General features: G+C 57.3%; 22 protein-coding genes, 1 pseudogene and 1 riboswitch. Of the genes and pseudogenes, 13 read left to right on the top strand and 10 right to left on the bottom strand.

Annotated elements, in window-relative coordinates; translation table 11 throughout:
- Positions 1 to 14 precede the first annotated feature (14 nt).
- Both ENTCL_RS03605 and nudF read right to left on the bottom strand, forming a co-directional pair.
- Entirely contained in the window at positions 15 to 437 is a 423-nt protein-coding gene (locus ENTCL_RS03605) for a DUF1249 family protein (RefSeq protein ID WP_013364746.1), read from the bottom strand.
- Positions 434 to 1,066: an ADP-ribose diphosphatase gene (gene nudF, locus ENTCL_RS03600; protein ID WP_013364745.1), complete on the bottom strand. Its 633-nt coding sequence runs from the start codon at positions 1,064 to 1,066 to the stop codon at positions 434 to 436. The genes ENTCL_RS03605 and nudF overlap by 4 nt, the downstream gene beginning before the upstream one ends.
- A 203-nt stretch (positions 1,067 to 1,269) precedes the next feature.
- On the opposite strand from nudF, the gene tolC reads away from it, so the two are divergent.
- The 3 genes from tolC (at position 1,270) to ENTCL_RS03585 (ending at position 4,766) form a co-directional block, all read left to right on the top strand.
- Positions 1,270 to 2,751: an outer membrane channel protein TolC gene (gene tolC / locus ENTCL_RS03595; RefSeq protein ID WP_013364744.1), complete on the top strand. Its 1,482-nt coding sequence runs from the start codon at positions 1,270 to 1,272 to the stop codon at positions 2,749 to 2,751.
- A 183-nt stretch (positions 2,752 to 2,934) separates the two neighbouring features.
- Entirely contained in the window at positions 2,935 to 3,603 is a 669-nt protein-coding gene (locus ENTCL_RS03590) for a DUF1190 family protein (RefSeq protein WP_013364743.1), read from the top strand.
- A gap of 2 nt (positions 3,604 to 3,605) precedes the next feature.
- A complete protein-coding gene (locus ENTCL_RS03585; RefSeq protein ID WP_013364742.1) occupies positions 3,606 to 4,766 on the top strand; it encodes a glutathionylspermidine synthase family protein in 1,161 nt (386 codons plus the stop codon).
- A gap of 41 nt (positions 4,767 to 4,807) precedes the next feature.
- Here ENTCL_RS03585 and ygiD read toward each other — a convergent pair whose 3' ends face one another.
- A complete protein-coding gene (gene ygiD / locus ENTCL_RS03580) occupies positions 4,808 to 5,596 on the bottom strand; it encodes a 4,5-DOPA-extradiol-dioxygenase (RefSeq protein WP_013364741.1) in 789 nt (262 codons plus the stop codon).
- A 558-nt stretch (positions 5,597 to 6,154) separates the two neighbouring features.
- Here ygiD and ENTCL_RS03575 point away from each other — a divergent pair.
- The 4 genes from ENTCL_RS03575 (at position 6,155) to ENTCL_RS03560 (ending at position 11,139) form a co-directional block, all read left to right on the top strand.
- Positions 6,155 to 6,718, top strand: coding sequence for a fimbrial-like protein (locus ENTCL_RS03575; RefSeq protein ID WP_013364740.1), 564 nt, complete (start codon positions 6,155 to 6,157; stop codon positions 6,716 to 6,718).
- Positions 6,719 to 6,814: 96 nt separating this feature from the next.
- Positions 6,815 to 9,337: a fimbria/pilus outer membrane usher protein gene (locus tag ENTCL_RS03570; protein WP_013364739.1), complete on the top strand. Its 2,523-nt coding sequence runs from the start codon at positions 6,815 to 6,817 to the stop codon at positions 9,335 to 9,337.
- Between the two features lie 15 nt (positions 9,338 to 9,352).
- A complete protein-coding gene (locus ENTCL_RS03565) occupies positions 9,353 to 10,087 on the top strand; it encodes a fimbrial biogenesis chaperone (RefSeq protein WP_013364738.1) in 735 nt (244 codons plus the stop codon).
- A gap of 2 nt (positions 10,088 to 10,089) precedes the next feature.
- Entirely contained in the window at positions 10,090 to 11,139 is a 1,050-nt protein-coding gene (locus tag ENTCL_RS03560; protein ID WP_013364737.1) for a pilus protein, read from the top strand.
- 47 nt (positions 11,140 to 11,186) lie between these two features.
- Here ENTCL_RS03560 and ribB read toward each other — a convergent pair whose 3' ends face one another.
- Positions 11,187 to 11,840, bottom strand: a complete 654-nt coding sequence (gene ribB, locus ENTCL_RS03555) for a 3,4-dihydroxy-2-butanone-4-phosphate synthase (RefSeq protein WP_013364736.1) — start codon at positions 11,838 to 11,840, stop codon at positions 11,187 to 11,189.
- 106 nt (positions 11,841 to 11,946) lie between these two features.
- Positions 11,947 to 12,096: riboswitch (FMN riboswitch) on the bottom strand.
- 131 nt (positions 12,097 to 12,227) lie between these two features.
- On the opposite strand from ribB, the gene ubiK reads away from it, so the two are divergent.
- Complete coding sequence (gene ubiK / locus ENTCL_RS03550) at positions 12,228 to 12,518, top strand: ubiquinone biosynthesis accessory factor UbiK (RefSeq protein WP_013364735.1); 291 nt, start codon at positions 12,228 to 12,230, stop codon at positions 12,516 to 12,518.
- Between the two features lie 48 nt (positions 12,519 to 12,566).
- Here the strand turns inward: ubiK and hldE are convergent, their stop codons facing one another.
- The 3 genes and pseudogenes from hldE to ENTCL_RS03535 form a co-directional block, all read right to left on the bottom strand.
- Complete coding sequence (hldE, locus tag ENTCL_RS03545; RefSeq protein WP_013364734.1) at positions 12,567 to 14,000, bottom strand: bifunctional D-glycero-beta-D-manno-heptose-7-phosphate kinase/D-glycero-beta-D-manno-heptose 1-phosphate adenylyltransferase HldE; 1,434 nt, start codon at positions 13,998 to 14,000, stop codon at positions 12,567 to 12,569.
- A 47-nt stretch (positions 14,001 to 14,047) separates the two neighbouring features.
- Positions 14,048 to 16,888: a bifunctional [glutamate--ammonia ligase]-adenylyl-L-tyrosine phosphorylase/[glutamate--ammonia-ligase] adenylyltransferase gene (gene glnE / locus ENTCL_RS03540; protein ID WP_013364733.1), complete on the bottom strand. Its 2,841-nt coding sequence runs from the start codon at positions 16,886 to 16,888 to the stop codon at positions 14,048 to 14,050.
- A gap of 27 nt (positions 16,889 to 16,915) precedes the next feature.
- Positions 16,916 to 17,821: pseudogene (locus tag ENTCL_RS03535) on the bottom strand (CYTH domain-containing protein); the annotation flags it as partial.
- A 205-nt stretch (positions 17,822 to 18,026) separates the two neighbouring features.
- Here ENTCL_RS03535 and ENTCL_RS03530 point away from each other — a divergent pair.
- A complete protein-coding gene (locus ENTCL_RS03530; RefSeq protein ID WP_013364731.1) occupies positions 18,027 to 18,647 on the top strand; it encodes a TIGR04211 family SH3 domain-containing protein in 621 nt (206 codons plus the stop codon).
- 78 nt (positions 18,648 to 18,725) lie between these two features.
- Positions 18,726 to 19,964 (top strand): multifunctional CCA addition/repair protein, encoded by a 1,239-nt coding sequence (locus tag ENTCL_RS03525; protein ID WP_013364730.1) that lies wholly within the window; start codon positions 18,726 to 18,728, stop codon positions 19,962 to 19,964.
- Here the strand turns inward: ENTCL_RS03525 and bacA are convergent.
- Complete coding sequence (gene bacA, locus ENTCL_RS03520) at positions 19,957 to 20,778, bottom strand: undecaprenyl-diphosphate phosphatase (RefSeq protein WP_013364729.1); 822 nt, start codon at positions 20,776 to 20,778, stop codon at positions 19,957 to 19,959. The genes ENTCL_RS03525 and bacA overlap by 8 nt on opposite strands.
- 90 nt (positions 20,779 to 20,868) lie before the next feature.
- Positions 20,869 to 21,237: a bifunctional dihydroneopterin aldolase/7,8-dihydroneopterin epimerase gene (folB, locus tag ENTCL_RS03515; RefSeq protein ID WP_013364728.1), complete on the bottom strand. Its 369-nt coding sequence runs from the start codon at positions 21,235 to 21,237 to the stop codon at positions 20,869 to 20,871.
- Positions 21,238 to 21,344: 107 nt separating this feature from the next.
- Between folB and plsY the strand changes: the two genes are divergently transcribed.
- Positions 21,345 to 21,959, top strand: coding sequence for a glycerol-3-phosphate 1-O-acyltransferase PlsY (plsY, locus tag ENTCL_RS03510; protein WP_013364727.1), 615 nt, complete (start codon positions 21,345 to 21,347; stop codon positions 21,957 to 21,959).
- 39 nt (positions 21,960 to 21,998) lie between these two features.
- On the opposite strand, the gene tsaD is transcribed toward plsY, so the two are convergent.
- Positions 21,999 to 23,012, bottom strand: a complete 1,014-nt coding sequence (gene tsaD, locus ENTCL_RS03505) for a tRNA (adenosine(37)-N6)-threonylcarbamoyltransferase complex transferase subunit TsaD (protein WP_013364726.1) — start codon at positions 23,010 to 23,012, stop codon at positions 21,999 to 22,001.
- Between the two features lie 226 nt (positions 23,013 to 23,238).
- On the opposite strand from tsaD, the gene rpsU reads away from it, so the two are divergent.
- Both rpsU and dnaG read left to right on the top strand, forming a co-directional pair.
- Positions 23,239 to 23,454: a 30S ribosomal protein S21 gene (gene rpsU, locus ENTCL_RS03500; RefSeq protein WP_001144069.1), complete on the top strand. Its 216-nt coding sequence runs from the start codon at positions 23,239 to 23,241 to the stop codon at positions 23,452 to 23,454.
- A 115-nt stretch (positions 23,455 to 23,569) separates the two neighbouring features.
- Entirely contained in the window at positions 23,570 to 25,315 is a 1,746-nt protein-coding gene (dnaG, locus tag ENTCL_RS03495; protein WP_013364725.1) for a DNA primase, read from the top strand.
- Positions 25,316 to 25,365: the final 50 nt, after the last annotated feature.

The raw sequence follows: 25,365 nt of genomic DNA, 5'->3' as shown, positions 1-25,365 counted from the left end.
TAGGTTTCTCGACGCTAACAAACCGGAATCGCCATCGCTCCATGTGCCAGACAGTAACGTAACCAGTCCGCAAGAAACTGGTTAATTTGATGCTTTTCGTCGCGTTGATGCAACTTTTTATTAGGATAATCATATCGCGCTTTGAAGCGAAAGATCTGCTGACTCGAACACACTTCAGCGACCATCGCATCATGATAGAGGCGCACCGTCATTGACGGCAGGCTCCAGTAGCTAATCGTCGGCGCCGTCTGCTCAATCTCGACGAGCGTAGTGTAGCGGGTCGACTCGCTTATCGTTAACCGATACTGCGCATTTCCCACCTGATAGCTTACCGTTTCGCCGGGTGCGTCAGTTTGAGGCAGCAGGCGGCGCAATTGCGCGAAATTGGTCTCGCACAGGCGCATCATTTCAGGGAAGTCAGGTGTATAACGCTTCATTTTGTCCACTCGTTTCGTAAGTCCTGATAATGCAGCTGCAGCCATTGCAGGGCGATGACAGAAGCCGCATTATCGATTTTCCCCTCTTCAACCCACTGATAAGCCTGCTCCCGACTTACCACATGAACGCGAATATCTTCGTTTTCATCAGCCAGACCGTGAATTCCGCTGGCGGTCGTGGCGTCCACTTCGCCGACCTTAATGGTCAGGCGCTCGCTGGTGCCCCCCGGGCTCGCCAGATAGCTCAACACATGGCGCATACGCCCCACCTGCAGCCCGGCCTCTTCCACCGCCTCCCGGCGCGCGACGTCTTCGACGCTTTCCCCTTCCTCGATCATCCCGGCGACCATCTCCATCAGCCAGGGGCTCTCGCTGGTGTCGTAAGCGGCGATACGGATCTGTTCGACCAGCACAACTTCATCGCGCACTGGGTCAAAGGGTAGCAAGACTGCGGCATGACCGCGCTCAAAAATTTCCCGCCTGACCTCGCCGCTCATCTCGCCGTTGAACAGCCGATGACGAAAGCGATAGAGATCTAACGAAAAAAATCCGCGATATAGCGTTTCCCGTGCAATAATTTCTACATCATTTTTCGACCAGGTTACGACCTGTCGCGTGGGCTTAGTCATCATGGGTTCCTTTAGCGGTAATAGTGATGAAATTATGGATTTCCGCGCGGTTTGGCTACTGTTTTACTAACGCTGTGGTAGATTGGTGCAACTTAACGCCAGATGGCACGATACGCCAACTTTTTACATGAGTAGACTCTGATACAATCGGCGTATCTTTTTGAATTAGATCAGTGCTAGATGCTTCACAACAAGGAATGCAAATGAAGAAATTGCTCCCCATCCTTATCGGCCTGAGCCTGACGGGTCTCAGTACAATAAGCCATGCAGAAAACCTGATGCAGGTTTATCAGCAGGCACGCATAAGTAACCCGGATCTGCGTAAGTCCGCGGCCGATCGTGATGCTGCATTCGAAAAAATCAACGAAGCTCGCAGCCCATTACTGCCTCAGTTGGGATTAGGCGCGGATTATACCTATACCAACGGCTTTCGCGATAACAACGGGATTAACTCTAATGCCACCAGCGCGGCGTTAACGCTGACGCAGACCATTTTCGATATGTCGAAATGGCGCGCGCTGTCGTTGCAGGAAAAAACGGCCGGTATTCAGGACGTCTCTTACCAGACCGATCAGCAGACCCTGATCCTCAATACCGCCACGGCCTATTTCAACGTGCTGAGCGCCATTGACTCGCTCTCCTTCACCGAAGCGCAGAAACAGGCCGTATACCGTCAGTTGGATCAGACCACCCAGCGCTTTAACGTCGGCCTGGTGGCGATCACCGACGTGCAGAACGCCCGTTCCCAATACGACACCGTGCTGGCGAACGAAGTGACCGCGCGCAACAACCTGGACAACGCGGTAGAGCAGCTGCGTCAGGTGACCGGCAACTACTATCCGGAGCTGGCGTCGCTCAACGTGACCAACTTCAAGACCGACAAGCCGCAGGCGGTGAACGCCCTGCTGAAGGAAGCGGAAAACCGCAACCTGGCGCTGCTGCAGGCGCGTCTGAGCCAGGATCTGGCGCGTGAGCAGATTCGCTACGCGGAAACGGGCCATATGCCGACCGTTGGCCTGACGGCGTCGACCGGCATCTCCGACACCAAATACAACGGCAACAATGCCACCAGCAGCCAGTACACTGACCGCAACATCGGTCAGAACCAGATTGGCCTGAACTTCAGCCTGCCGCTGTACAGCGGCGGTTCCGTGACCTCGCAGGTTAAACAGGCGCAGTACAACTTCGTCGGCGCCAGCGAGCAGCTGGAAAGCGCGCACCGCAGCGTCGTACAGACCGTGCGTTCGTCCTTTAACAACATCAACGCCTCCATCAGCAGCATCAACGCCTACAAACAGGCCGTTGTTTCCGCTCAGAGTTCGTTAGACGCGATGGAAGCCGGTTATCAGGTGGGTACTCGTACCATCGTGGACGTGCTGGACGCGACCACCACGCTGTATAACGCCAAGCAGCAGCTCTCCAGCGCGCGTTACACCTACCTCATCAACCAGCTGAACATCAAATCCGCGCTGGGTACGCTCAACGAAAACGACCTGCTGGCGCTGAACGGCGCGCTGGGTAAACCGATTTCGACGTCAGCGGACGCCGTGGCGCCGGAAAACCCGCAGCAGGACGCCAGCGCTGATGGCTACGCCAACACGACGCCGACAGCCAAACCGGCGTCGGTGCGCACCACGACCACCAGCACCTCCAGCAGCAAAAGCGCGAATCCGTTTCGTAACTGACTGATGGCGGTTGCCGCGTAAAATGCGTCGGGCCTGCAGACCTTGCAGGCCCGATTTTTCTTCTGTACCAGCATAAAATGTAAGGCAACGTAAAGCCTCCCGCCTTTTCGCCCTCATCGCTTCATTTTCAACCACCCATCCTCTATCCTAGGGCGCTTACCACTGGGTCCAGGAAGATTATTAATGAAACGGACAAAATCAATTAATCACGCTTCGTTCCGCAAGAACTGGGGCGCGCGCCACCTTACGCCGGTGGCGCTGGCGATCACCGCCGTCTTTATGCTCGCAGGTTGTGAAAAGAGTGACGAAACCGTCTCGCTGTATCAGAATGCCGATGACTGCTCGGCGGCGAACCCGGGCAAAAGCGCCGAATGTACCGCCTCCTATAACAATGCGCTAAAAGAAGCCGAGCGCACCGCGCCGAAATACGCCTCCCGCGCAGACTGCGTCGCCGAGTTCGGCGAAGGCCAGTGCCAGCAGGCGCCAGCCCAGGCAGGCACCGCGCCGGAAAACCAGGCGCAGGCGCAAAGCAGCGGCAGCTTCTGGATGCCGCTGATGGCCGGTTACATGATGGGTCGCCTGATGGGCGGCGGCGCGGGCTTTCAGCAGCAGCCGCTGTTCAGCTCGAAAAACCCGGCCAGCCCGGCCTATGGTCAGTACACCGACGCCAGCGGTAAAGGCTATGGCGCCGCGCAGCCGGGCCGTACGATGACGGTGCCGAAAACCGCTATGGCGCCGAAACCGGCGACCACCAGCACCATTACCCGCGGCGGCTTTGGCGACTCCGTGGCCAAGCAGTCCACCATGCAGCGTAGCGCTTCCGGCACCACCACGCGCTCAATGGGCGGCTAAGCATGGAACGAATCAGTATTGCCGAGCGTCCGGACTGGCGTGAAAAAGCCGCCGAATACGGCTTTAATTTTCACACCATGTACGGCGAGCCGTACTGGAGCGAGGAGGCCTACTACAGGCTCACCTTAGCCCAGGTCGATAAGCTCGAAGAGGTCACCGCGGAGCTGCACCAGATGTGCCTGAAGGTGGTGGAGAAGGTTATCGACAGCGACGCGCTGATGACCAAATTCCGCATTCCGAAGCACACCTGGGGTTTTGTTCGCCAGTCGTGGAAAACCAACCAGCCGTCACTTTACTCCCGCCTCGATCTGGCCTGGGACGGCGTCGGCGAGCCGAAGCTGCTGGAAAACAACGCCGATACGCCGACCTCGCTGTACGAAGCGGCGTTCTTTCAGTGGATCTGGCTGGAAGACCAGCTTAACGCGGGCAAGCTGCCCGCCGGCAGCGATCAGTTCAACAGCCTGCAGGAGAAGATAATCGAGCGGTTTGCGCAGCTGCGCGAGCAGTTCGGCTTCAACCTGCTGCACTTCGCCTGCTGTCGCGATACGGTAGAAGACCGCGGCACCGTGCAGTATTTGCAGGACTGCGCCAGCGAGGCGGGCGTCGCCAGCGAATTTCTCTATATCGAGGACATCGGCCTTGGCGAAAAAGGCCAGTTTACCGATCTGCAGGATCAGGTGATCGGCAACCTGTTTAAGCTCTATCCGTGGGAATTCATGCTGCGCGAGGTGTTTTCCACCAAGCTTGAAGATGCGGGCGTGCGCTGGCTGGAACCGGCCTGGAAGAGCATTATCTCCAACAAGGCGCTGCTGCCGATGCTGTGGGAGATGTTCCCGAACCATCCGAACCTGCTTCCCGCGTACTTTGCCGAGGACGATCATCCGCCGCTGGCGAAATACGTGGTAAAACCGATCTTCTCCCGCGAAGGCGCCAACGTCTCGATCGTCGAAAACGGTACGGTGCTGGAAGCGGTGGAAGGGCCATACGGCGAGGAAGGGATGATCGTACAGGAGTTTTATCCGCTACCGAAGTTCGGCGATAGCTACACGCTTATCGGCAGTTGGTTGATTAACGATCTTCCCGCCGGGATCGGCATTCGCGAAGACCGGGCGTTGATCACGCAGGATCTCTCCCGCTTCTATCCGCACATTTTTGTCGAATAGTGTCGAATAGCGAAGATGCCCGGCCAGCGGCCGGGCATCTGTTAGCCAATCTGCACGGAAAGCATACTCAAACTGCCCATTTCAATACCGTCGACCGGCAGCGTAATCGGCTCCTGACCGTCCCACATCCCCAGCACATATAGCAGCGGCAGGTAGTGATCCGGCGTCGGGTTCGACAGCTGTCCGCCTTCATGTTCAAGGTAGTTCACCAGCGGATGCGCCTGCGCATCGCCCTGCCAGTTCAGGTTAGCCTTCACAAATTCGTTAAACGATGTCGCCCACGGGTACGGGGTATTCTCGCCGTGCCAGCGCGCGGTGCGCAGGTTATGCACCACGTTGCCGCTCGCGATCACCATAATGCCCTCGTCGCGCAGGCGGGCCAGCTTGCGCCCCATCTCCAGATGCCACACCGGCGGTTTGGTACTGTCGATGCTGAGCTGCACCATCGGAATATCCGCGTCCGGGTACATTTTGATAAGCACCCCCCAGGAGCCGTGGTCAAACCCCCACGCTTCTTTATCCAGCGCGACCGGCGCCGGTGCGAGCAGATCCACCAGGTGCTGCGCCAGCTCAGGGGACCCTGGTGCCGGGTAGTGCGTATCATACAGGGCCTGCGGGAAACCACCGAAATCATGGATCGTCTTCGGCGACTCCATTGCCGTCACCCCGGTACCGCGCGTAAACCAGTGCGCAGAGATGACCACAACCGCTTTCGGACGCGGTAGCGTATCGCCAAGATGACGCCAGGCGCGAGTATAGACGTTATCTTCCAGAACGTTCATCGGGCTACCGTGGCCTAAAAACAGGGCGGGCATACGAGAAGAAGACATGGTGATTTCCTTACAACGGGTATCGGTTTATTGATCGTAGATTACGCGCTTTCCTTTGTGGAGAAACGCTGATAACAATGATGTAGATCATCAGGAAATTTGAACGTCAGAGGCGTGTTGCCGGTCACCCGGCAGCCGCAATATCGATCGGGCGTTTGGCAGCGCATACCTGTTGATACATAGATAATATTTATAAATCCAATTACACGACACTTTTCGTAACACAAAAATTATTTTATTAATATTTATTAATCAAATGGCTTTTAAGGAAATAAAAAGACAATTTCAATCAGTTAGCCTGCGTCATACTCTGTTGTCCCTGGTGTTATCACCGCTTCCCGCCGCTCACTCACCCCTCTTTACCGTTTGCTTTACTGTGAAAAATAAATAAATCACAACAATATAAAAAATATAACTTAATCTTCATGTAAAAAAAACTAACAAGCATACCAAAAGCCAAGATGATACCTTTCGTTTCGCAATTAATATCGGAGATTGCCATTTTTATACATGGTAGATCTTCATTTAGCAAATAAATATGTATAAAGGATTATATTCATGTTCAATAAAACATTATTAGCTGCCGTCACTGCAACGCTGATGGTTGGGGCATCATTTAACGCATCGGCTGATGACAACCAGGGTTCTGGTAAAATCACCTTCACCGGAGAAGTGATCAGCGCGCCGTGCTCTATCGCACCGGGCGATGAAGATCAAACCATTAAGCTGGGTGAAGTGGCAGATACCGTCCTGAACACTGCTGGACAATACTCTCTGCCGGTGCCTGTAACTATTCACCTGCAGGACTGTATTCTGAGTGATGGCACCAATACCATCGATAAAGTGAAAGTAACCTTTACCTCTCCAGGCGTTGATGCGACTGATCCTAACCTGATGAAAAACACCTATGAGGGTAACGTCGGTGGTGCAAGCGGAGTTGGCGTACGACTGCTGGATGCGGGTAGCAATAAGGTCACTCTGGGTACTCCGGTTACTGTAGCTTTCACCACGACAAACGCTTATCAGGAACTGAATTTCCAGGCTCGTATGGAGTCCCTCACTAATAACGCAACGCCTGGTAACCTTAAAGCTCAGGCGAACTACGTGCTGGATTATAAATAATCCCCAGTCAGTCGCTGAATTATTTATAAATTATCCAAAGCCGGTGAAGAATTCATCGGCTTCTTGGGTCTTTTTTATTAAAAGAAATGGATTTTTATGCACAAAAGAAAGAATCGTCAGCCCAATAAGCTATCCCTTTTAATAAAAAACGTCCTGCGCACTGTCTGTTATACGGCGCTGTTTGTTTCGCCTGTTTATGCGGTTGAATTCAACACCGACATGATCGATGCGGAAGATCGTTCGAATATCGATATCTCTCAGTTTGAAAAAAAGGGCTACATCTCGCCTGGAAAATATCTGGTACGTGTCAACGTCAATAAAAATATGCTACCCAAAGCCTGGACGCTGGAGTGGATCAAAGCTGACACCGAGAGTGGTTCACAGCTTTGTCTGACAAAGCAGGCGCTCGCTGATTTCGGCCTGGCGCCTGATTTTATCGCCCGGCTTTCTGACCTTAAGGGCATGGAGTGCGTCGATCTCAGCCACACTCCCGAACTGTCCAGTAGCCTGGATAAGTCGACCATGGTGGTGACGCTGGCCGTCCCGCAGGCATGGATGAAATACCAGGCAAAAAACTGGACGCCGCCGGAATACTGGGATGAAGGTATCGCAGGTCTGATTCTGGATTACAACCTCTATGCCAGCCAGTACAACCCGAATGACGGCGACAGCACGCAAAACCTTAGTTCTTACGGCACCCTGGGGTTCAATCTCGGGGCCTGGCGTTTGCGTTCGGATTATCAATACAGCCAGTATTTTACCAACGGACATTCCACCAGCCACGACAGCAGTCTGGCGCGAACCTATCTGTATCGCCCCATTCCCGCGCTGTCATCAAAATTCACCATGGGGCAATACGATCTAAGCTCGGATCTTTACGATACCTTCCACTTTACCGGCGCGTCACTGGAGAGCGATGACAGCATGCTGCCGCCGGATTTACAGGGTTACGCGCCGCAAGTCACCGGTATAGCGCAAACCAACGCCAAAGTGACGGTTTCACAAAGCGGTCGCGTCCTGTACCAGACGACAGTTCCACCAGGGCCGTTCACCATTTCGGATTTAGGTCAATCCTTCCAGGGGCAACTGGATGTGACGGTGGAAGAGGAAGATGGCCGAAAGAGCACCTTCCAGGTCGGTTCCGCCACCATTCCGTTTTTAACCCGTAAAGGACAGGTACGTTATAAAACCTCCACGGGCAAACCCACTTCTGTGGGGCATAACGACGTCAATAACCCGTTCTTCTGGACCGGGGAAGCGTCATGGGGCTGGTTAAATGACGTATCGCTGTACGGCGGCGGCATGTTCACCGCCGATGACTACCAGGCTGCAACTGCAGGGGTGGGTTTTAACCTCAATGCCTTCGGCTCACTCTCTTTCGATGTGACCAGCGCGCAGGCCAACCTGCGCCAGGACAATAGCAACACGCAGCGTGGCTACAGCTATCGCGCCAACTACGCCAAGCGCTTTGAGTCCACCGGAAGCCAGGTCACCTTCGCCGGTTACCGGTTCTCCGATAAGGAATATGTCTCCATGAGCGAGTATCTCTCCTCACGTAATGGCGATGACAGCACGAGCAACGAAAAAGAAAGTTATGTCGCTTCTCTCAGCCAGTATATCGATGCGCTGGCGCTGAACGCCTATATCAATATCACTCGCAACACTTACTGGGATAGCAGCAGCACGACCAACTATTCACTGTCGCTAAGCCACAATTTTGATATTGGCGATTTCAAGGGAATTTCCGCCTCACTGGCGATAAGCCGCGCACGCTGGGACAATGACGAAGAGAATCAATATTACTTCTCCCTGTCGCTGCCTTTACAGCAGAACCGCAACATTACCTACAGCATGCAACAGACAGGCGGCGGCGATACATCGCATATGGCCTCTTATTACGATTCCTCGGATCGTAATAACACCTGGAACCTCTCCGCATCGGCGACACAGGACGATATCAGTAATGGCGAACCGTCTCTGCGCGGCAACTACCAGCACTATTCGCCCTATGGTCGTTTAAACCTTAACGGCAGCGTTCAACCCAGCCAATATCGCTCCATCACCGCAGGCTGGAATGGTTCATTTACCGCCACCCGCCATGGTATGGCGCTGCATGATTACAGCCCGGGCGATAACGCCCGCATGATGGTTGATGCGGATGGTGTTTCCGGCGTTGAGGTAAATTCCAATCGTACGGTCACTAACGCGATGGGTATCGCCGTGATTCCGTCATTGTCAAATTACACCACCGCCACAGTGCGTGTGAATGCGAACAACCTACCTGATGGCGTGGATGTCGACAACTCCGTGATTCGCACCACCCTCACCCAAGGCGCTATCGGTTACGCCAAACTGAACGCCACAACCGGATATCAGATTATCGGCGTCATTCGCCGGGAAGATGGCCGCTTTCCGCCGCTGGGCGTCAGCGTAGAAGATAAAGCCTCAGGCAAAGAGACAGGGCTGGTGGCAGAAGACGGTTTTGTCTACCTCAGCGGTATTCAGGAAAACAGCACCTTACGTCTGAAGTGGGGCGACCAGGTTTGCGAAGTCACCCCGCCAAATCAGAGCAACATTGGCAGTAGCGCCATTATTTTACCTTGTAAAACAGTACATTAATTCAGGATGAATAGTATGAAACACGCATTGATCACAAAAGGACTTTTATGTCTGTTTGGCGTGTGCGGTATCGCCCACGCCACCGTCTCTCCCGACAAAACGCGCATTGTATTTAACGCTTCCGATAAGAGCGTTTCTGTCCGTTTAACCAACCAGAGCAAAACCGAACCTTATCTGGCCCAGTCGTGGATTGAGGATATCAACGGTAAAAAAACCCGTGATTTCATCTCCCCGCTTCCACCAATGATGCGTATCGAGCCCGGCGAGCAGGCCCAGGTCCGCTTAATGGGGCAACCAACGTTGGCACAGCTCCCGCAGGATCGGGAAACGCTGTTTTATTACAACATGCGAGAAATTCCGCCGAAACCGCAGGAAAAAAATGTCATGCAAATCGCGATGCAAAGCCGAATGAAGCTATTCTGGCGCCCTAAAGCCATTGTGCTTAAAGAGGGGCAACTGCTTCCTCTGGAGAAAGTCGCCCTCTCGCGAACCGCCACAGAGCTCACGCTCAACAACCCTACCCCTTATCACATGACGGTCGGTTATCTGGGCACCAACGGCAAAACGCTGATGCCGGGCGCCGAAAGCATTATGGTTGCCCCGTTCAGCAAGGCGAGCGAAAAACTGAAAAATTTGCCCGCCCAGTTCCAGATTGGTTTTATCAGCGATTATGGCGGTCTTGAAATGATGAAAGTCAGCTGCAATTCGGTGCAAACCACCTGCCAGAGCACGCCAGAGAAAAAGGGATAACCATGCTGAATTTCATTCGCCTGCTGGCGGTATTGTGCGTCTTTTTTCACGCTTCGGCGTTTGCTGTCGATTGCTATCAAAACAACAAAGGCGGCGCCACTTCCATGACGGCCACGCTACCGACATTTACCGTTCCGGCCAATGCGACGCCTGGACAAAAAATCTGGGAAAGCCCGGATATCAACGTCACGGTTTATTGTGATAACGCTTCAGGCTGGAGCCAGAGTAATCAGACCGAAGACATTTTTGCCTGGATCAAGCTGTCGGCGTTCAACAGCGACGACATCCTTAATAACCCGTATTTAACCTTCGGCGTCACCTATGCTGGCGTCGATCATGAGATCAATGGCGAAGGTATCGACAGCCACGCCTGCCTGGATAAATATGAACCTTATTATGATGGTATTTACCATAACCCGGTTTGTAATGGCAGCACACTACAAAAAAGCATTACCTTTAATGCCCGCTTTCGCCTCTACGTCAAGCTCAAAACGTTTCCGCCGGCAGATATGACGTGGAGCTTTGGCAAGGTCAACGTCCTGCAGTTTGACGGCGCAGGAGGGGCTAACCTTATCCCGAGCGCCAAAAACCTGCGCTACTACATTGACGGGCTGGACAACGTCCATTTTCTCGATTGCAGTGTCGATATCCGCATTTACCCGGATAACCAGATCGTTAACTTCGGGCAGGTTTTTGAGAATTCCATCCCAACCCAGCCCGCCAAAGCGGCGTTTAGCGTATCGACCATTAAAGACGCCACCGCCAACTGTACCGAACAGTTTGACGTCGCCACCAGTTTCTATACTGATGACACGCTATATGACAATACGCATCTGGAAATGGGCAATGGGCTGCTCATGCGGATAAGCGATCAAACAGCGGGAGGGGATATCGAATACAACCAGTATCAGACATTCACCACCTACATCCCGGGGCAAGGGGCGACGACAGTGACCCATGACTACATTGCCGAACTGACCAAAAAACCCGGAGCCGCGCTCACCATGGGACCCTTCAGCAAAGACCTGATCGTCAAAATTAACTATCACTAGCCACAAAAAAGCCGGGATTCCCCGGCTTTCGTGACTGACAGCATGACTCAGCTGGCCTTACGTTCATGCTTTTGGCGGTAGGCCACCAGGTCTTCAATCGTCACCACCGGCATATTGTGCTGACGGGCAAACGCGATGCACTCCGGCGCACGCGCCATAGTACCGTCGTCGTTGGTCAGCTCGCACAGCACGCCCGCCGGCTTAAAGCCCGCCAGGGTCACCAGATCGATGGTCGCTTCCGTGTGGCCGCCGCGGGTCAGCACACCGCCCGCCTGCGCGCGCAGCGGGAAAACGTGGCCAGGACGGTGCAGGTCTGACGGCTTCGCGCCATCGGCGATAGCGGCGCGTACCGTGGTGATACGGTCAGCCGCGGAAACACCGGTAGTCACACCGTGGGCAGCCTCAATCGTTACAGTGAAACCTGTTCCGAACGCGCTGGTGTTGTTTTCCACCATCATCGGCAGCTCAAGCTGCTTGCGGCGGTCTTCGGTGATACACAGGCACACGATGCCGCTGCCGTGACGAATGGTCAGCGCCATTTGTTCAACGGTCATATTTTCGGCGGCGAAAACCATATCGCCTTCGTTTTCACGGTTTTCATCGTCAAGCACCATCACGCCGCGGCCTTCGCGCAGCGCGTCTAATGCATGTTCTACACGTTCAAAAGCAGTGCCAAAAGAGGAAAGTAGCGTCTGATTCATGGTAAAAAAACCTCATTAACATTATGGTTACCAGAATCAGGGCAGTCTTAGGAGCGCCGCTAACGCGGCAAAAAAATAACGCGAGCGGGCCGTTGCCCGACTGAATCGTTACTCTCTCCCATCCGGACTTTAACCGTCGGCCCCGGAATTTCACCGGATCTGCTGACCTTTGAGTCGAAACCCAAAGCGCTCGCGGGCTTTCAGCGTTCGCTGATTTACCGCCGGTGGGGAATTTCGCCCCGCCCTGAGAATAAGCGAGATAACTATAACGCTAATGACTATCTCCGGCAATGGCCGTAATGGTACGAACTTCAAACATTTCTGGTTTATCGCCTGTACATAAGGCACTACAATAATCGGTAAAACGAGCAGATCAGAGAAACGATAATGATTGACCCGAAGAAAATTGAGCAGATTGCACGCCAGGTCCACGAGTCGATGCCGAAAGGCCTTCGCGACTTCGGAGACGATGTGGAGAAAAAAATCCGTCAGGTGCTGCAGTCTCAGCTGACCCGTCTTGATCTGGTGAGCCGCGAAGAGTTTGACGTGCAGACGCAGGTGCTGCTGCGCACCCGTGAAAAGCTGGCGCTGCTCGAGCAGCGTCTGAGCGAGCTGGAAAGCCGTCAGAGCCAGGCGACCGCTGCACCGGCCATTCCGCCTGTTGACGAGCAGCCATAAAAAAACGGGCCAGTTGGCCCGTTTTTTACATCCAGCATGACCGGCAAATTACTTGCCGCTATCCTTCTGAATACGCTTAATGATGTTGGTGGTTGAGCAACCGTCCTCAAAGTTCAGCACCATCACCTCGCCGCCGTTGGCCCACACCTCTTTGCTGCCCGCGATATCTTCCGGCTTATAGTCGCCGCCTTTTACCAGCAGGTCCGGCAGGATCCCGGCGATCAGCCGCTGCGGGGTATCCTCCTCAAAGGAGACCACCCAGTCGACGGACTCCAGCGCCCCGAGCACGATCATCCGCTGCTCTAGCGGGTTCACCGGACGGGTTTCGCCCTTGAGGCGTTTCGTGGAAGCATCGCTGTTGACCGCGACGATCAGCCGGTCTCCCAGCCTGCGCGCATTGGCGAGGTACGAGACGTGTCCGGCATGCAGAATATCGAACACGCCGTTGGTCATCACCACCTTCTCGCCGCGCTTACGCGCCGCCAGCACCGCCTGTTTGAGCTCCTCTTCGCTCATCACGCCAAAGCCGGTATCGGCGCGACCACGCACCGCGTTTTCCAGCTCGATGGGCGAAACGGTCGACGTCCCCAGCTTGCCCACCACTACGCCCGCCGCCGCGTTTGCGAAGTAGCAGGCTTCTTCCAGGCTGTTGCCCGCCGCAAGAGTGGCGGCCAGCACGCCGATCACCGTATCGCCGGCGCCGGTGACGTCATACACCTCCTGCGCCTGCGTCGGCATATGCAGCGCCGCTTTCCCCGGCTGCAGCAGCGTCATCCCCTGCTCTGAGCGGGTCACCAGCAGCGCGGAAAGGTCGTAATCGGCAATCACCTTCATGCCGCGCTCGACGATTTCCGCTTCGTCTTTGCACTTCCCGGCGACCGCTTCAAATTCAGACAGGTTCGGGGTCAGCAACGTCGCGCCGCGATAGCGCTCAAAATCGGTGCCTTTCGGGTCGATCAGTACCGGGACGCCCGCGTTGCGCGCCAGCTGGATCATAGTCTGCACGCTGGTCAGCGCGCCTTTGGCGTAATCGGACAGCACCAGCGCGCCAATGTGGCCCAGCGCCTGCTGAATGCGCTCATGCATCGGCTGCGGGTCAACGCCCGCAAAGCCCTCTTCGAAATCCAGACGAATCAGCTGCTGGTTGCGCGACAGCACGCGCAGCTTGGTGATGGTCGGGTGCGTCGGCACGGAAACAAAGTCACACTTCACGTTGACGTCCGCCAGCGCTTTGCTGAGCGCGCGCGCGGCGTCGTCAATACCGGTCAGACCGACCAGACGGGAGTGCGCGCCAAGCGAAGCGATGTTCATCGCCACGTTGGCCGCGCCGCCAGGGCGTTCTTCAATGGTATCCACTTTGACGACCGGGACGGGCGCTTCCGGCGAAATGCGGCTGGTCGGACCGTACCAGTAGCGATCCAGCATCACATCACCGACAACCATGACACCCGCACGTTCAAACGCTGGCAGCGTAACTTTCATTCCTGACTCCAGAAAGATTCATCAATTGCGCGCGATAATAGCACATTTCAGGGCGTAACCAGCCACTTCCGCCAGCTCGCCGTCACGTGCTGGCGTTCCGCGCTGAAGGCGTCAGGCGGCACGTGCCCGGCCTCCTCCTGCAGCGCCAGGTGGTGCAGCGCGTCGCGAAGCGTCGTGTAGGCGCGGGTCAGCGTCTGAGCCTCCTGCTCGTCCATAATGTCGTTTTGCGCCAGCAGCTCGAGAATGCGCACGTTATCCGACCAGCGAATCAGCTTCGGCTTCTCGTGCGCGTAGCGCAGCACCAGATACTGGGTGATGAACTCAATATCGGTGATCCCGCCTTCATCGGCCTTAATGTCAAAGCGGTCCCGGTGCTTATTGCCGAGATGCGCGCGCATTTTCTCGCGCATCTCCCGGACGTCGGTCTGCAGCTTGCCGCCGTCGCGGGGGAGAGTCATGATGTCGCGGCGAATCGCGTCGAACTGGGTGTGCAGCTGCGGATCGCCGTACACCACGCGGGCGCGCACCAGCGCCTGATGCTCCCAGGTCCATGCTTCGTGCTGCTGATAATCAGCAAACGCATCGGCGGTCGTCACCAGCATACCGGCCGCGCCGGAGGGACGTAAGCGAGCGTCCACTTCGTACAGGATGCCCGAGGATGTTCGGGTGCTGAACAGATGAATGATGCGCTGCGCCAGGCGCAGGTAAAACTGGCGGCCGTCGATCTCCCGCTCGCCGTCGGTCATGACGTCCGCCGGACAGTCGTGCAAAAACACCAGATCCAAGTCCGAGCTGTAGCCCAGCTCCCAGCCGCCGAGCTTGCCGTAGCCGACCACCGCGAACCCGCACCCCTGGCGCTCGCCGAGGTGGCGCGGCTGCCCGTAGCGGGCCACCATCTGAGTCCACGCCAGCTGCACCACCGCGTCGATGATCGCCTCCGCAAGCCAGGTTAAGTGATCGCTCACTTTCATGACCGGCAGCGTTCCGGCGATATCTGCCGCCGCCACACGCAGCAGCTGCGCCTGCTTAAACTGGCGCAGCGCTTCCAGCTGCTGCTCTTCATCTTCTTCCGGCACGCGCAGCAGGTACTGGCGCAGCTCGTCCCGATAGGCGTCCATCGCCGTCGGCTGATAGAGCGTGTTCGGGTCGAGCAGTTCATCCAGCAGCAGCGGGTAACGCGCAAGCTGGCTCGCCACCATCGGCGATGCGGCGCACAGGCGAATCAGGTGCTTTAACGCCCCCGGAAATTCGCTCAGCAGCTCAAGGTAGGTGGTGCGGGTGATGATGCCGGTCAGCAGCGGCATGATGCGCGCCAGCGGCACCGGCGCATCGTCGCGGCTGCACACCTCGCAGAGCAGGTGCGGCATCAGGAAATCCAGCACCTGACGGCCGCGCGGCCCGATGGTGCGTTTATCCAGCTCTTTACGAAATTCGGCCACCAGCGAGAGCACCTGGCGACGCGCGTCATCGGTCAGATGCGCCAGCACCGGCGTGGTATCGTCTTCCTGCAGCGCGTCCTGCCACAGCTCGCGCCAGTTTTCAGAGAGCTGCTCATCCTGCGAGGCGTCGTCGTCATCGCCGATAAGCTCGTCGAAAATCCGCCGCACCTGCGCCATCTGCGCGGTGAGGCGCTCATACATGCCCGCCCAGTCGGCAAACCCCATGCCCCACGCCAGGCGCGCGCGGTTCAGCGCGTCCTCCGGCAGGGTCTGCGTCTGCTCGTCGTTGATGCTTTGCAGCAGGTTTTCCAGGCGGCGCAGGAACAGGTACGCTTCGCGCAGGTGCCCGGCGTCGCCTTCCGGCAGCAGGCGCAGCGCGTCGATGGCCTCCAGCGTCGGCAGCAGCGAACGCCCCTGCAGCGACGGCTCGCGCCCGCCGCGGATCAGCTGGAAGACCTGCACGATAAACTCAATTTCGCGAATACCGCCCGCGCCAAGCTTGATATTGTCCTTCAGGCCGCGGCGGCGCACCTCACGGGCGATCATCCCCTTCATGCTGCGCAGCGACTGGATCACGCTGAAGTCGATATAGCGGCGGAACACGAACGGCCGCAGCATCGCCCGCAGCTCTCCCGCATAAGCGCCGTCGTTGTCGCCCATGATCCTCGCTTTCACCATCGCGTAGCGCTCCCAGTCGCGCCCCTGCTCCTGGTAGTAATCCTCCAGCGCCGCAAAGCTCAGCACCAGCGGACCGCTGTCGCCGAAGGGACGCAGGCGCATATCCACGCGATAGACGAAGCCGTCCATGGTGGGCTGGTCGAGCACTTTGATCAGCCGCTGGCCCATGCGGGTAAAAAACTGCGCGTTATCCAGCTCGCGACGCCCGCCCTGGGTTGAGCCATGCTCGGGCCAGGCGAAAATCAGGTCGATATCGGAGGAGAAGTTAAGCTCGCCGCCGCCCAGCTTGCCCATACCGAGGATCAGCAGCGGCTGGGCTTCGCCGTGGGCGTTACAGGGCGTACCCCACTCCCGGCAGCAGGCGTCGTACAGCCAGTCGCGCGCGGCGACAATCAGGGTCTGCGCCAGTTCGCTGAGCTGCTGCAGGCTGCTTTCGGTCGGGTGCAGCGCCAGCGCCTGCGACCAGGCGATGCGCACCATCATATGGCGGCGAAACAGGCGCAGCTCGCGCATCAGGCTGGCTTCATCGCTGACGTCGGCAAGCTTCGCCTGCAGCCATGCGGCGTAATGCCGCCATTCGTCAGGCTGCGGCGGCGCTTTCTCCAGCGCCGCCAGCCATTCAGGATGGGCCGCGAGGCTGTGCTGGACAAATTCGCTAAACACCAGCACCGCCTGCGCGTCGGCGCTCAGCGTGTGCGGTATAATATCGTCGGGCAGGCGCTCAACAACCGTCTGCCAGTGCTGCTGTAACTGCGAAGAAAGCGGCGTCATCGGGAAGCCTCGTATGCGTTAGTGTCCTGATACCAGCCAGGTCGTAAGCTGCAGCTTCGCCTGAGCGACCTGCGGGTTAAAGGCGATTGTTGCGGCGTCATCCGCCGCCGCTATCTGCTGCTGCACCTGAGCGAAGCGTTCGCCTGCCTGCGCATCGCGCCGGGCGGCAATGGCCTGAATTGCCTCTACGGCCTGCAGGACCTCCCCTTTAGCCGCCGCGTTGCCGCGCAGCCACAGCTCTTCGTGGTACTGCCAGTGCGCCAGCGCCGCGTCAAGCGCCGCGTTATCATCGCCGCTGAGGGCCGACGGTTTAATCTGGCGCGCCGTATTCCCCTGCGCCAGATGATACCCCCGCGCCGCTTTGCTCAGACTGCCCTGACGCAGCAGGCCGAGATCCAGCAGCTGCGCCGACAGCGCCAGCACGTCGTCAACGCGCCCGCTCAGCAGCTCAAGCTCCAGCTCGCAAATGGGTTCATGATGCGCGCCCGCCTTCACTTCGCCGAGATCCAGCGCGATTTCAATGCGGCTCTCGCCCTGCTGCACCAGCCATTTTTCACGGTGGAAATCGGTGCTGAACAGCGGGCCGACCTGCTCGCTGAGCCCGGCAGGCAGCGCGCCGTCGGGCCACACCCCGGCTGGCAGCTTCTCCAGCGCCAGCTCCGGCTTTTCCAGCGCAATATTGTATTCCGGGCGCTGATGCAGCCCGCCCACCACGCGACCGGCGATTTTCATCGTCATCTCATACTGGCCGTTGTGGCCGCGGATGCGCAGCCCCATGTCATGACGGCGCAGCCAGCTGTCGGCGGTTTCGTAATAGATATTAAGCAGCTGCGCGGGAGGAATATGCTCAGCGCAGAAGGTGTTGAGATGCTGGCGTAGCGTCTCAACGCCGTCGTGCCGCACGATAAACTTTAATTCGATTTCCTGATCCATCGCTGATTTCTTATGGTTGCGTTGACGGGAATGCGGGTTGTCGCGAACTTACGCGCATCTTTTTTGTCAGTAGAGTGTATTTCGCGGCAAACGACCATGCAATGACCTCCTCCTCCTGGAAGATTCCGATTGCCGTAGAATGTCTGGCATCGTCAGACTGATGCCACTACTATCGTTCCACTTTTATGACAATAACGATGACCTGATGCCTAAATTACGACTGATTGGATTAACTTTACTTGCGCTTAGCGTTTCCGGACTGGCCCACGCCGAAGAGAAACGCTACGTTTCGGACGAACTGAATACCTGGGTACGCAGCGGTCCGGGCGATAACTATCGCCTCGTCGGCACGGTCAACGCCGGTGAAGAAGTCAGCCTGCTGCAAACCAACGATGGCAGCCAGTACGGTCAGGTACGCGACAGCAGCGGCCGCACCGCGTGGATCCCGCTAAAAGAGCTGAGCACCACCCCAAGCCTGAAAACCCGCGTGCCGGATCTGGAAAACCAGGTCAAAACCCTGACCGATAAGCTGAACAATATCGACGCCACCTGGAACCAGCGCACGGCGGATATGCAGAAAAAGGTCGCGCAGAGCGACGGCGTGATTAACAGCCTGAAGGATGAAAATCAGAAGCTGAAAAACGAGCTGATCGTGGCGCAAAAAAAGGTCAGCGTCGCCAACCTGCAGCTTGACGACAAACAGCGCACCATCATTATGCAGTGGTTTATGTACGGCGGCGGCGTGCTGGGCGTCGGCCTGATTATGGGCCTGGTGCTGCCGCATCTGGTGCCGAGCCGCAAGCGCAAAGACCGCTGGATGAACTAATTTCGCGTCGCCTTCTCTCCTATACTTTCGTATCATCGTGCAGTTATTTGCGGTTATAAAAGTGAAAGGGAGTGAGGCGTGAAGCGTTTTCTGGTCGGTGGTGCTGTTCGTGATGCGTTGTTAGGCCTGCCGGTCAAAGACAGAGATTGGGTCGTCGTCGGCGCCACGCCGCAGCAAATGCTCGACGCGGGCTACCAGCAGGTAGGCCGCGATTTTCCCGTATTCCTGCATCCGGACAGCCACGAAGAGTACGCGCTGGCCCGCACCGAACGGAAATCCGGTTCTGGCTATACCGGCTTTACCTGCTATGCCGCCCCCGACGTCACTCTGGAGCAGGACCTGCTGCGCCGCGACCTGACCGTCAACGCCCTGGCCCAGGACGATGACGGTACGGTAATCGACCCCTACGGCGGCCAGCGCGACCTGCAAAACCGCCTGCTGCGCCATGTCTCCCCCGCCTTCAGCGAAGACCCGCTGCGCGTGCTGCGCGTGGCGCGCTTCGCCGCCCGCTACGCCCATCTGAGCTTTCGCATCGCCGACGAAACGATGACGCTAATGCGCGACATGACCGCCGCCGGAGAGCTGGCGCACCTGACGCCGGAGCGGGTATGGAAAGAGACCGAAAGCGCGCTCACCACCCGCAACCCGCAGGTCTACTTTCAGACGCTGCGCGACTGCGGCGCGCTGAAGGTGCTGTTTCCGGAGGTGGACGCGCTGTATGGCGTACCGGCGCCGGCGAAATGGCACCCGGAAATCGACACCGGCGTGCATACGCTGATGACCCTCACTATGGCCGCGATGCTGTCACCGGCGGTCGACGTCCGTTTCGCCACGCTGTGTCACGACCTCGGCAAGGGGCTGACGCCGAAAGCGTTCTGGCCGCGCCATCACGGCCACGGCCCGGCGGGCGTTAAGCTGGTCGAGCAGCTCTGCGCGCGGCTGCGGGTACCCAATGAGATCCGCGACCTGGCAAAGCTTGTCGCCGAATTCCACGATCTGATCCACACCTTTCCGATCCTCAAACCGGCCACCATCGTGAAGCTGTTTGATGCCATCGACGCCTGGCGCAAGCCGCAGCGCGTGGAGCAGATCGCGCTGACCAGCGAAGCCGACGTACGCGGACGCACCGGCTTTGAAGCCTGTGACTACCCGCAGGGACGATTGCTGCGCGAAGCCTGGGAAGTTGCCAGAGCGGTGCCGACCAAAGCGGTGATCGACGCCGGGTTTAAGGGCGCGGAGGTGCGGGAGGAGCTTACGCGACGGCGCATTCAGGCCGTCGCGCAATGGAAAGACCAGCGCTGTCCGCCGGTTACATAAAGACCGCGTACACCACCGCCGCCACGATGAAGCGATAGATGGCGAACGGAATAAAGGTGATGCGTTTGATGATGTGCAGGAAGGTTTTAATCGCCAGCAGCGCCACGATAAACGCGGTGATAAAACCGACGGCGAACATCGGAACGTCGGCGGCGGTCAGGAACCCCATACTCTTGTAGAGATCCAGCGCCGTGGCGCCCATCATCATCGGTACCGCCAGCAGGAACGAAAACTCCGCCGCCGCATAGCGGCTGACGCCGAGAAGCATCCCGCCCGCGATGGTCGCCCCTGAGCGGGAAAAACCCGGCCACAGCGCCAGACACTGGAAGCAGCCAATCAGAAACGCCTGGCCCCAGGTCATATCGTCCAGCCCTTTCGCCCGCGGCACTTTCGGCTTCAGCACTTCCGCGGCGATCAGCAGCACGCCGCCGACCACCAGGGCATACATCACGTTTATCGGGTTAAACAGCGATTTGATGGCATCGTGAAGCACCAGCCCCAGCACCACCGCCGGAAACATCGCCAGCAGCACATGGATGAGCGACAGACGGCCGTTGCCTTCGCCCTCATGCACCGGCGGACGGCCAAAATGAATGCCGATAAGGCCAAACAGACGACGCCAGAATACCGCCACCACGGCCAGAATCGACCCGAGCTGGATAACTACTTCAAACGTTTTGGCCGTTTCCCCTTCGAACCCCAGCAGGTGGCCCACGATGATCATGTGCCCGGTGCTGGACACCGGTAAAAACTCCGTCAGTCCTTCGACAACACCCAGTATTGCCGCCACCAGCAGCGAATGCATATCGCCCATCAAATTAACCCCTAAGAAAGATAAAAAAACCACATGAATGAGTCCGGAGATAAGACCGGTTTACACCCTGTTGGTTTAACAATGATGACGTTATTGGTTTTCTTTCAGATTTTGGCTACGTTCGATGATCACTCCGACGTTCGCCGCGCGCGCCACGGCGCCAGGCTTACTGACCTTAATGCGCACCCACGGCGAGGAGAAGCGCGACAGCAGAAGCTGAGCGACCTCTTCCGCCACCCGCTCCACCAGCGCAAAACGCGCGCCTTCGACATGGCCGACGACCGCCTCGCTGATATCCGCATAGCTCAGACAGTCGGCGACATCGTCGCTACCGGCGGCTTTGCGGTTGTCCCACGCCATTTCGATATCGAACACCAGCTTCTGCTCGATGGTCTGTTCCCAGTCGTAAACACCAATGGTGGTGATTACCGAAAGTTGCTCTATAAATACAATATCCATCACGACCTGCCTGCTTTTTGCCCTGGCCGGATACCACTTCCGGCAAAATATGCGTATTATCCACAGATGCAGAGAATACAGATACATTTTCAAAACGGAACAGCGTTATGAGTGCAATCGCGCCTGGAATGGTTATCCTCGCCTACCTTTGCGGCTCAATATCCAGCGCCATTCTGGTCTGCCGCATCGCCGGTTTGCCCGATCCACGCGACTGCGGCTCCGGCAACCCCGGGGCGACCAACGTTTTACGAATTGGCGGCAAAGGAGCAGCCGTAGCGGTACTGATATTCGACATTCTGAAGGGAATGTTGCCGACCTGGGGCGCCTATGCGCTCGGGCTGACGCCCTTTTGGCTGGGGATGGTTGCCATTGCCGCCTGCCTGGGCCATATCTGGCCGGTGTTTTTCGGCTTTCGCGGCGGTAAAGGGGTCGCGACCGCCTTCGGCGCCATCGCGCCCATCGGCTGGGACCTCACCGGCGTCATGGCCGGCACCTGGCTGCTGACCATTCTGCTGAGCGGCTACTCCTCGCTCGGCGCTATCGTCAGCGCACTGGTGGCGCCGTTTTACGTCTGGTGGTTCAAGCCGCAGTACACCTTCCCGGTGTCGATGCTCTCCTGCCTGATCCTGCTGCGTCATCATGACAACATTCAGCGCTTATGGCGACGTCAGGAGACGAAAATCTGGTCGAGGCTGAAGCTGAAGAGAAAGAAAAAAGAGTGAAGAGAGCCGGATAAGCGGAAACGCTATCCGGCTTTTTGATCAGGCCGCAGGCAGCTCCGCCAACGGCCAGCGCGGACGGACGGTCACGCCGAGGTCGGCGCGGGCGCCAGCCTTCAGGCGCACCATCCCGGCATACGCGATCATCGCGCCGTTGTCGGTGCAAAACTCAGGGCGGGCGTAGAACACCTCGCCGTGGCGTTTTTGCATCATCTCCGCCAGCCTGGCGCGCAGCGTACGGTTGGCGCTGACCCCACCCGCCATCACCAGGCGCTTAAAGCCGGTTTGATCCAGCGCGCGGCGGCATTTGATCATCAGCGTATCCACGACCGCATCCTCAAACGCGCGGGCGATGTCGGCGCGGGTTTGCTCGTCGGTGCCGCTGTCGCGAATGGTGTTCGCCGCAAAGGTCTTCAGCCCGGAGAAGCTGAAATCGAGCCCGGGACGGTCGGTCATCGGGCGCGGGAAGACGAAGCGCCCCGCCGTGCCCTGCGAGGCCAGCTTAGAGAGCATCGGGCCACCGGGATAATCGAGCCCCAGCAGTTTCGCCGTTTTGTCGAAGGCCTCGCCGGCCGCATCGTCAATCGACTCGCCCAGCAGCTCGTACTCGCCAATCCCGGTGACGCTAATCAGCTGGGTATGGCCGCCGGATACCAGCAGCGCGACGAACGGATACTGCGGCGGATTATCTTCCAGCATCGGCGCCAGCAGGTGGCCTTCCATATGATGAACCGGAATCGCCGGAACGTTCCAGGCGAACGCCAGCGAACGCCCGACGGTTGCGCCGACCAGCAGCGCGCCGACCAGGCCCGGGCCTGCGGTATACGCCACGGCATCGATATCTTTAGCGGTCAGCCCCGCTTCTTTTAATGCCGCCTGAATCAGCGGTACGGTCTTGCGGACATGGTCGCGGGAGGCCAGCTCCGGCACCACGCCGCCGTAGTCAGCGTGTAATTTCACCTGACTATACAATTGATTGGCTAAAAGCCCTTGAGCATCGTCGTAGATAGCAATGCCGGTTTCATCGCAGGATGTTTCGATTCCCAGTACACGCATGGTTCGTTTTACCTCGTTTCAATACCGCGCAGTGTAGGGCGAATGCGGTTGGATGTATACCCTGAGACCCGACTTCGTGTATACTCTGCTCCCTTACAAAAGTCCCGTTCAAAGACGGCATTGGTGCTTTACAAAGCAGCAGTAGTTGCAGTAAAATTCCGCACCATTTTGAAATAAGCTGGCGTCGATGCCAGCGGCAAACCGAATTTATAAAGGTGAGAGTTACATGCCGGTAATTAAAGTACGTGAAAACGAGCCGTTCGACGTAGCACTGCGTCGCTTCAAGCGTTCCTGCGAGAAAGCAGGTGTTCTGGCCGAAGTTCGTCGTCGTGAGTTCTATGAAAAACCGACTACCGAACGTAAGCGCGCTAAAGCTTCTGCTGTGAAACGTCACGCGAAGAAACTGGCTCGCGAAAACGCACGCCGCACTCGTCTGTACTAATCTGTTGAGGACGCACGTCCTCAATTCAGACTGAGTTCTAGCTGTAAAGGCCGTGCTTCCGGAAGGAATGCGCGGCTTATTTTCGTTCATGAGTTGCTAAAAATTAACGGGGCTTATGGCCGGACGTATTCCACGTGTTTTTATCAATGACCTGTTGGCGAGAACCGATATCGTCGATCTTATCGACGCGCGGGTGAAGCTAAAAAAACAGGGCAAAAACTGGCACGCGTGTTGTCCCTTCCATAACGAAAAAACTCCCTCGTTCACCGTCAACGGTGAAAAGCAGTTTTACCACTGCTTCGGCTGCGGTGCGCACGGCAACGCTATCGACTTTTTGATGAACTACGACAAACTCGAGTTCGTCGAAACCGTCGAAGAGCTGGCGGCCATGCACAACCTCGAAGTGCCGTTTGAAGCAGGTAGCGGACCAAGCCAGATAGAACGCCATCAACGGCAGAATCTCTATCAGTTAATGGATGGTCTGAATGCGTTTTACCAACAATCCCTGAACCAACCTGCCGCCGAACCGGCGCGTCAGTATCTGACAAAGCGCGGTTTAAGCAGCGAGGTCATATCCCGATTCGCGATCGGCTATGCCCCGCCCGGCTGGGATAACGTATTAAAACGTTTTGGCGCCAACCCTGAAAACCGCCAGTCTTTGATTGATGCGGGCATGCTGGTGACCAACGATCAGGGACGCAGCTACGACCGCTTCCGCGAGCGGGTGATGTACCCGATTCGCGATAAGCGTGGCCGGGTAATGGGTTTTGGTGGTCGCGTGCTGGGCGATGCCCTGCCGAAATACCTCAACTCCCCGGAAACCGATATTTTCCATAAGGGCCGCCAGCTGTACGGCCTTTATGAAGCGCAGCAGGCGGTAGCAGAACCGCAGCGGCTGCTGGTGGTTGAAGGCTATATGGACGTGGTGGCGCTGGCGCAGTACGACATTAACTATGCCGTCGCGTCGCTGGGCACCTCCACCACCGCCGACCACATTCAGCTCCTGTTCAGGGTGACCAATAACGTCATCTGCTGCTACGACGGCGACCGCGCCGGACGCGACGCCGCCTGGCGCGCGCTGGAAACCGCATTGCCGTACATGACGGACGGACGTCAGCTACGCTTTATGTTTCTGCCCGACGGCGAAGACCCGGATACGCTGGTGCGTAAAGAGGGCAAGGCAGCGTTCGAAGCGCGGATGGAGCAGGCTCAGCCGCTCTCCACGTTTTTGTTTAACAGCCTGATGCCGCAGGTCGATTTGAGCACCCCGGACGGGCGCGCGCAGCTCAGCACGCTGGCGCTGCCGCTCATCAGCCAGGTGCCGGGCGAAACGTTGCGCATTTATTTGCGCCAGGAGCTGGGAAACAAGCTGGGCATTCTCGACGATGCGCAGCTTGAACGTTTAATGCCAAAGCAGGCGGAAAACAGCGCGCCCCGCCCCGTTCCACAGCTAAAACGCACAACCATGCGTATACTGATAGGGTTACTGGTGCAAAACCCGGAGCTGGCCGCTCTGGTGCCGCCGCTGACCGGGCTTAACCCGGAAAAGATGGCTGGTCTGGCTCTGTTTAGCGAGCTGGTGAATAGCTGCTTAGCGCAGCCGGGCCTGACCACCGGGCAGCTGCTCGAGCAGTACCGCGGTACAAAAGCGGCCGCGACCCTTGAAAAATTGTCGATGTGGGACGATATAGCAGATAAAGAGATTGCTGAGAAAACGTTCACCGACTCGCTCAATCATATGTTTGATTCGATGCTTGAACTGCGACAGGAAGAGCTTATCGCCCGTGATCGCACACACGGTTTGAGCAGCGAAGAACGCCGGGAACTCTGGACTATCAGCCAGGAACTGGCCAAAAAGTGAATTTAACGGCTTAAGTGCCGAATATCGTTCGGGAAGCCCCCGACAGCCGC

Origin of the sequence: [Enterobacter] lignolyticus SCF1, from assembly GCF_000164865.1 — a bacterium.
In the GTDB taxonomy this organism is placed as follows: Bacteria; Pseudomonadota; Gammaproteobacteria; order Enterobacterales; family Enterobacteriaceae; genus Enterobacter_B; species Enterobacter_B lignolyticus.
This window is presented reverse-complemented; position numbering and strand designations above follow the sequence as displayed.

What these genes read in the sequence shown, in the direction of transcription:
- ENTCL_RS03560 (WP_013364737.1), top strand. Translation starts at nt 10,090, where the DNA reads ATGCTGAATTTCATTCGCCTGCTGGCGGTATTGTGCGTCTTTTTTCAC.
- ENTCL_RS03530 (WP_013364731.1), top strand. Translation starts at nt 18,027, where the DNA reads ATGCCTAAATTACGACTGATTGGATTAACTTTACTTGCGCTTAGCGTT.
- hldE (WP_013364734.1), bottom strand. Translation starts at nt 14,000, where the DNA reads ATGAAAGTTACGCTGCCAGCGTTTGAACGTGCGGGTGTCATGGTTGTC.
- nudF (WP_013364745.1), bottom strand. Translation starts at nt 1,066, where the DNA reads ATGACTAAGCCCACGCGACAGGTCGTAACCTGGTCGAAAAATGATGTA.
- ubiK (WP_013364735.1), top strand. Translation starts at nt 12,228, where the DNA reads ATGATTGACCCGAAGAAAATTGAGCAGATTGCACGCCAGGTCCACGAG.
- ENTCL_RS03575 (WP_013364740.1), top strand. Translation starts at nt 6,155, where the DNA reads ATGTTCAATAAAACATTATTAGCTGCCGTCACTGCAACGCTGATGGTT.
- ribB (WP_013364736.1), bottom strand. Translation starts at nt 11,840, where the DNA reads ATGAATCAGACGCTACTTTCCTCTTTTGGCACTGCTTTTGAACGTGTA.
- glnE (WP_013364733.1), bottom strand. Translation starts at nt 16,888, where the DNA reads ATGACGCCGCTTTCTTCGCAGTTACAGCAGCACTGGCAGACGGTTGTT.
- ENTCL_RS03570 (WP_013364739.1), top strand. Translation starts at nt 6,815, where the DNA reads ATGCACAAAAGAAAGAATCGTCAGCCCAATAAGCTATCCCTTTTAATA.
- tolC (WP_013364744.1), top strand. Translation starts at nt 1,270, where the DNA reads ATGAAGAAATTGCTCCCCATCCTTATCGGCCTGAGCCTGACGGGTCTC.
- rpsU (WP_001144069.1), top strand. Translation starts at nt 23,239, where the DNA reads ATGCCGGTAATTAAAGTACGTGAAAACGAGCCGTTCGACGTAGCACTG.
- ygiD (WP_013364741.1), bottom strand. Translation starts at nt 5,596, where the DNA reads ATGTCTTCTTCTCGTATGCCCGCCCTGTTTTTAGGCCACGGTAGCCCG.
- ENTCL_RS03590 (WP_013364743.1), top strand. Translation starts at nt 2,935, where the DNA reads ATGAAACGGACAAAATCAATTAATCACGCTTCGTTCCGCAAGAACTGG.
- bacA (WP_013364729.1), bottom strand. Translation starts at nt 20,778, where the DNA reads ATGGGCGATATGCATTCGCTGCTGGTGGCGGCAATACTGGGTGTTGTC.
- ENTCL_RS03605 (WP_013364746.1), bottom strand. Translation starts at nt 437, where the DNA reads ATGAAGCGTTATACACCTGACTTCCCTGAAATGATGCGCCTGTGCGAG.
- folB (WP_013364728.1), bottom strand. Translation starts at nt 21,237, where the DNA reads ATGGATATTGTATTTATAGAGCAACTTTCGGTAATCACCACCATTGGT.
- ENTCL_RS03565 (WP_013364738.1), top strand. Translation starts at nt 9,353, where the DNA reads ATGAAACACGCATTGATCACAAAAGGACTTTTATGTCTGTTTGGCGTG.
- ENTCL_RS03585 (WP_013364742.1), top strand. Translation starts at nt 3,606, where the DNA reads ATGGAACGAATCAGTATTGCCGAGCGTCCGGACTGGCGTGAAAAAGCC.
- dnaG (WP_013364725.1), top strand. Translation starts at nt 23,570, where the DNA reads ATGGCCGGACGTATTCCACGTGTTTTTATCAATGACCTGTTGGCGAGA.
- plsY (WP_013364727.1), top strand. Translation starts at nt 21,345, where the DNA reads ATGAGTGCAATCGCGCCTGGAATGGTTATCCTCGCCTACCTTTGCGGC.
- tsaD (WP_013364726.1), bottom strand. Translation starts at nt 23,012, where the DNA reads ATGCGTGTACTGGGAATCGAAACATCCTGCGATGAAACCGGCATTGCT.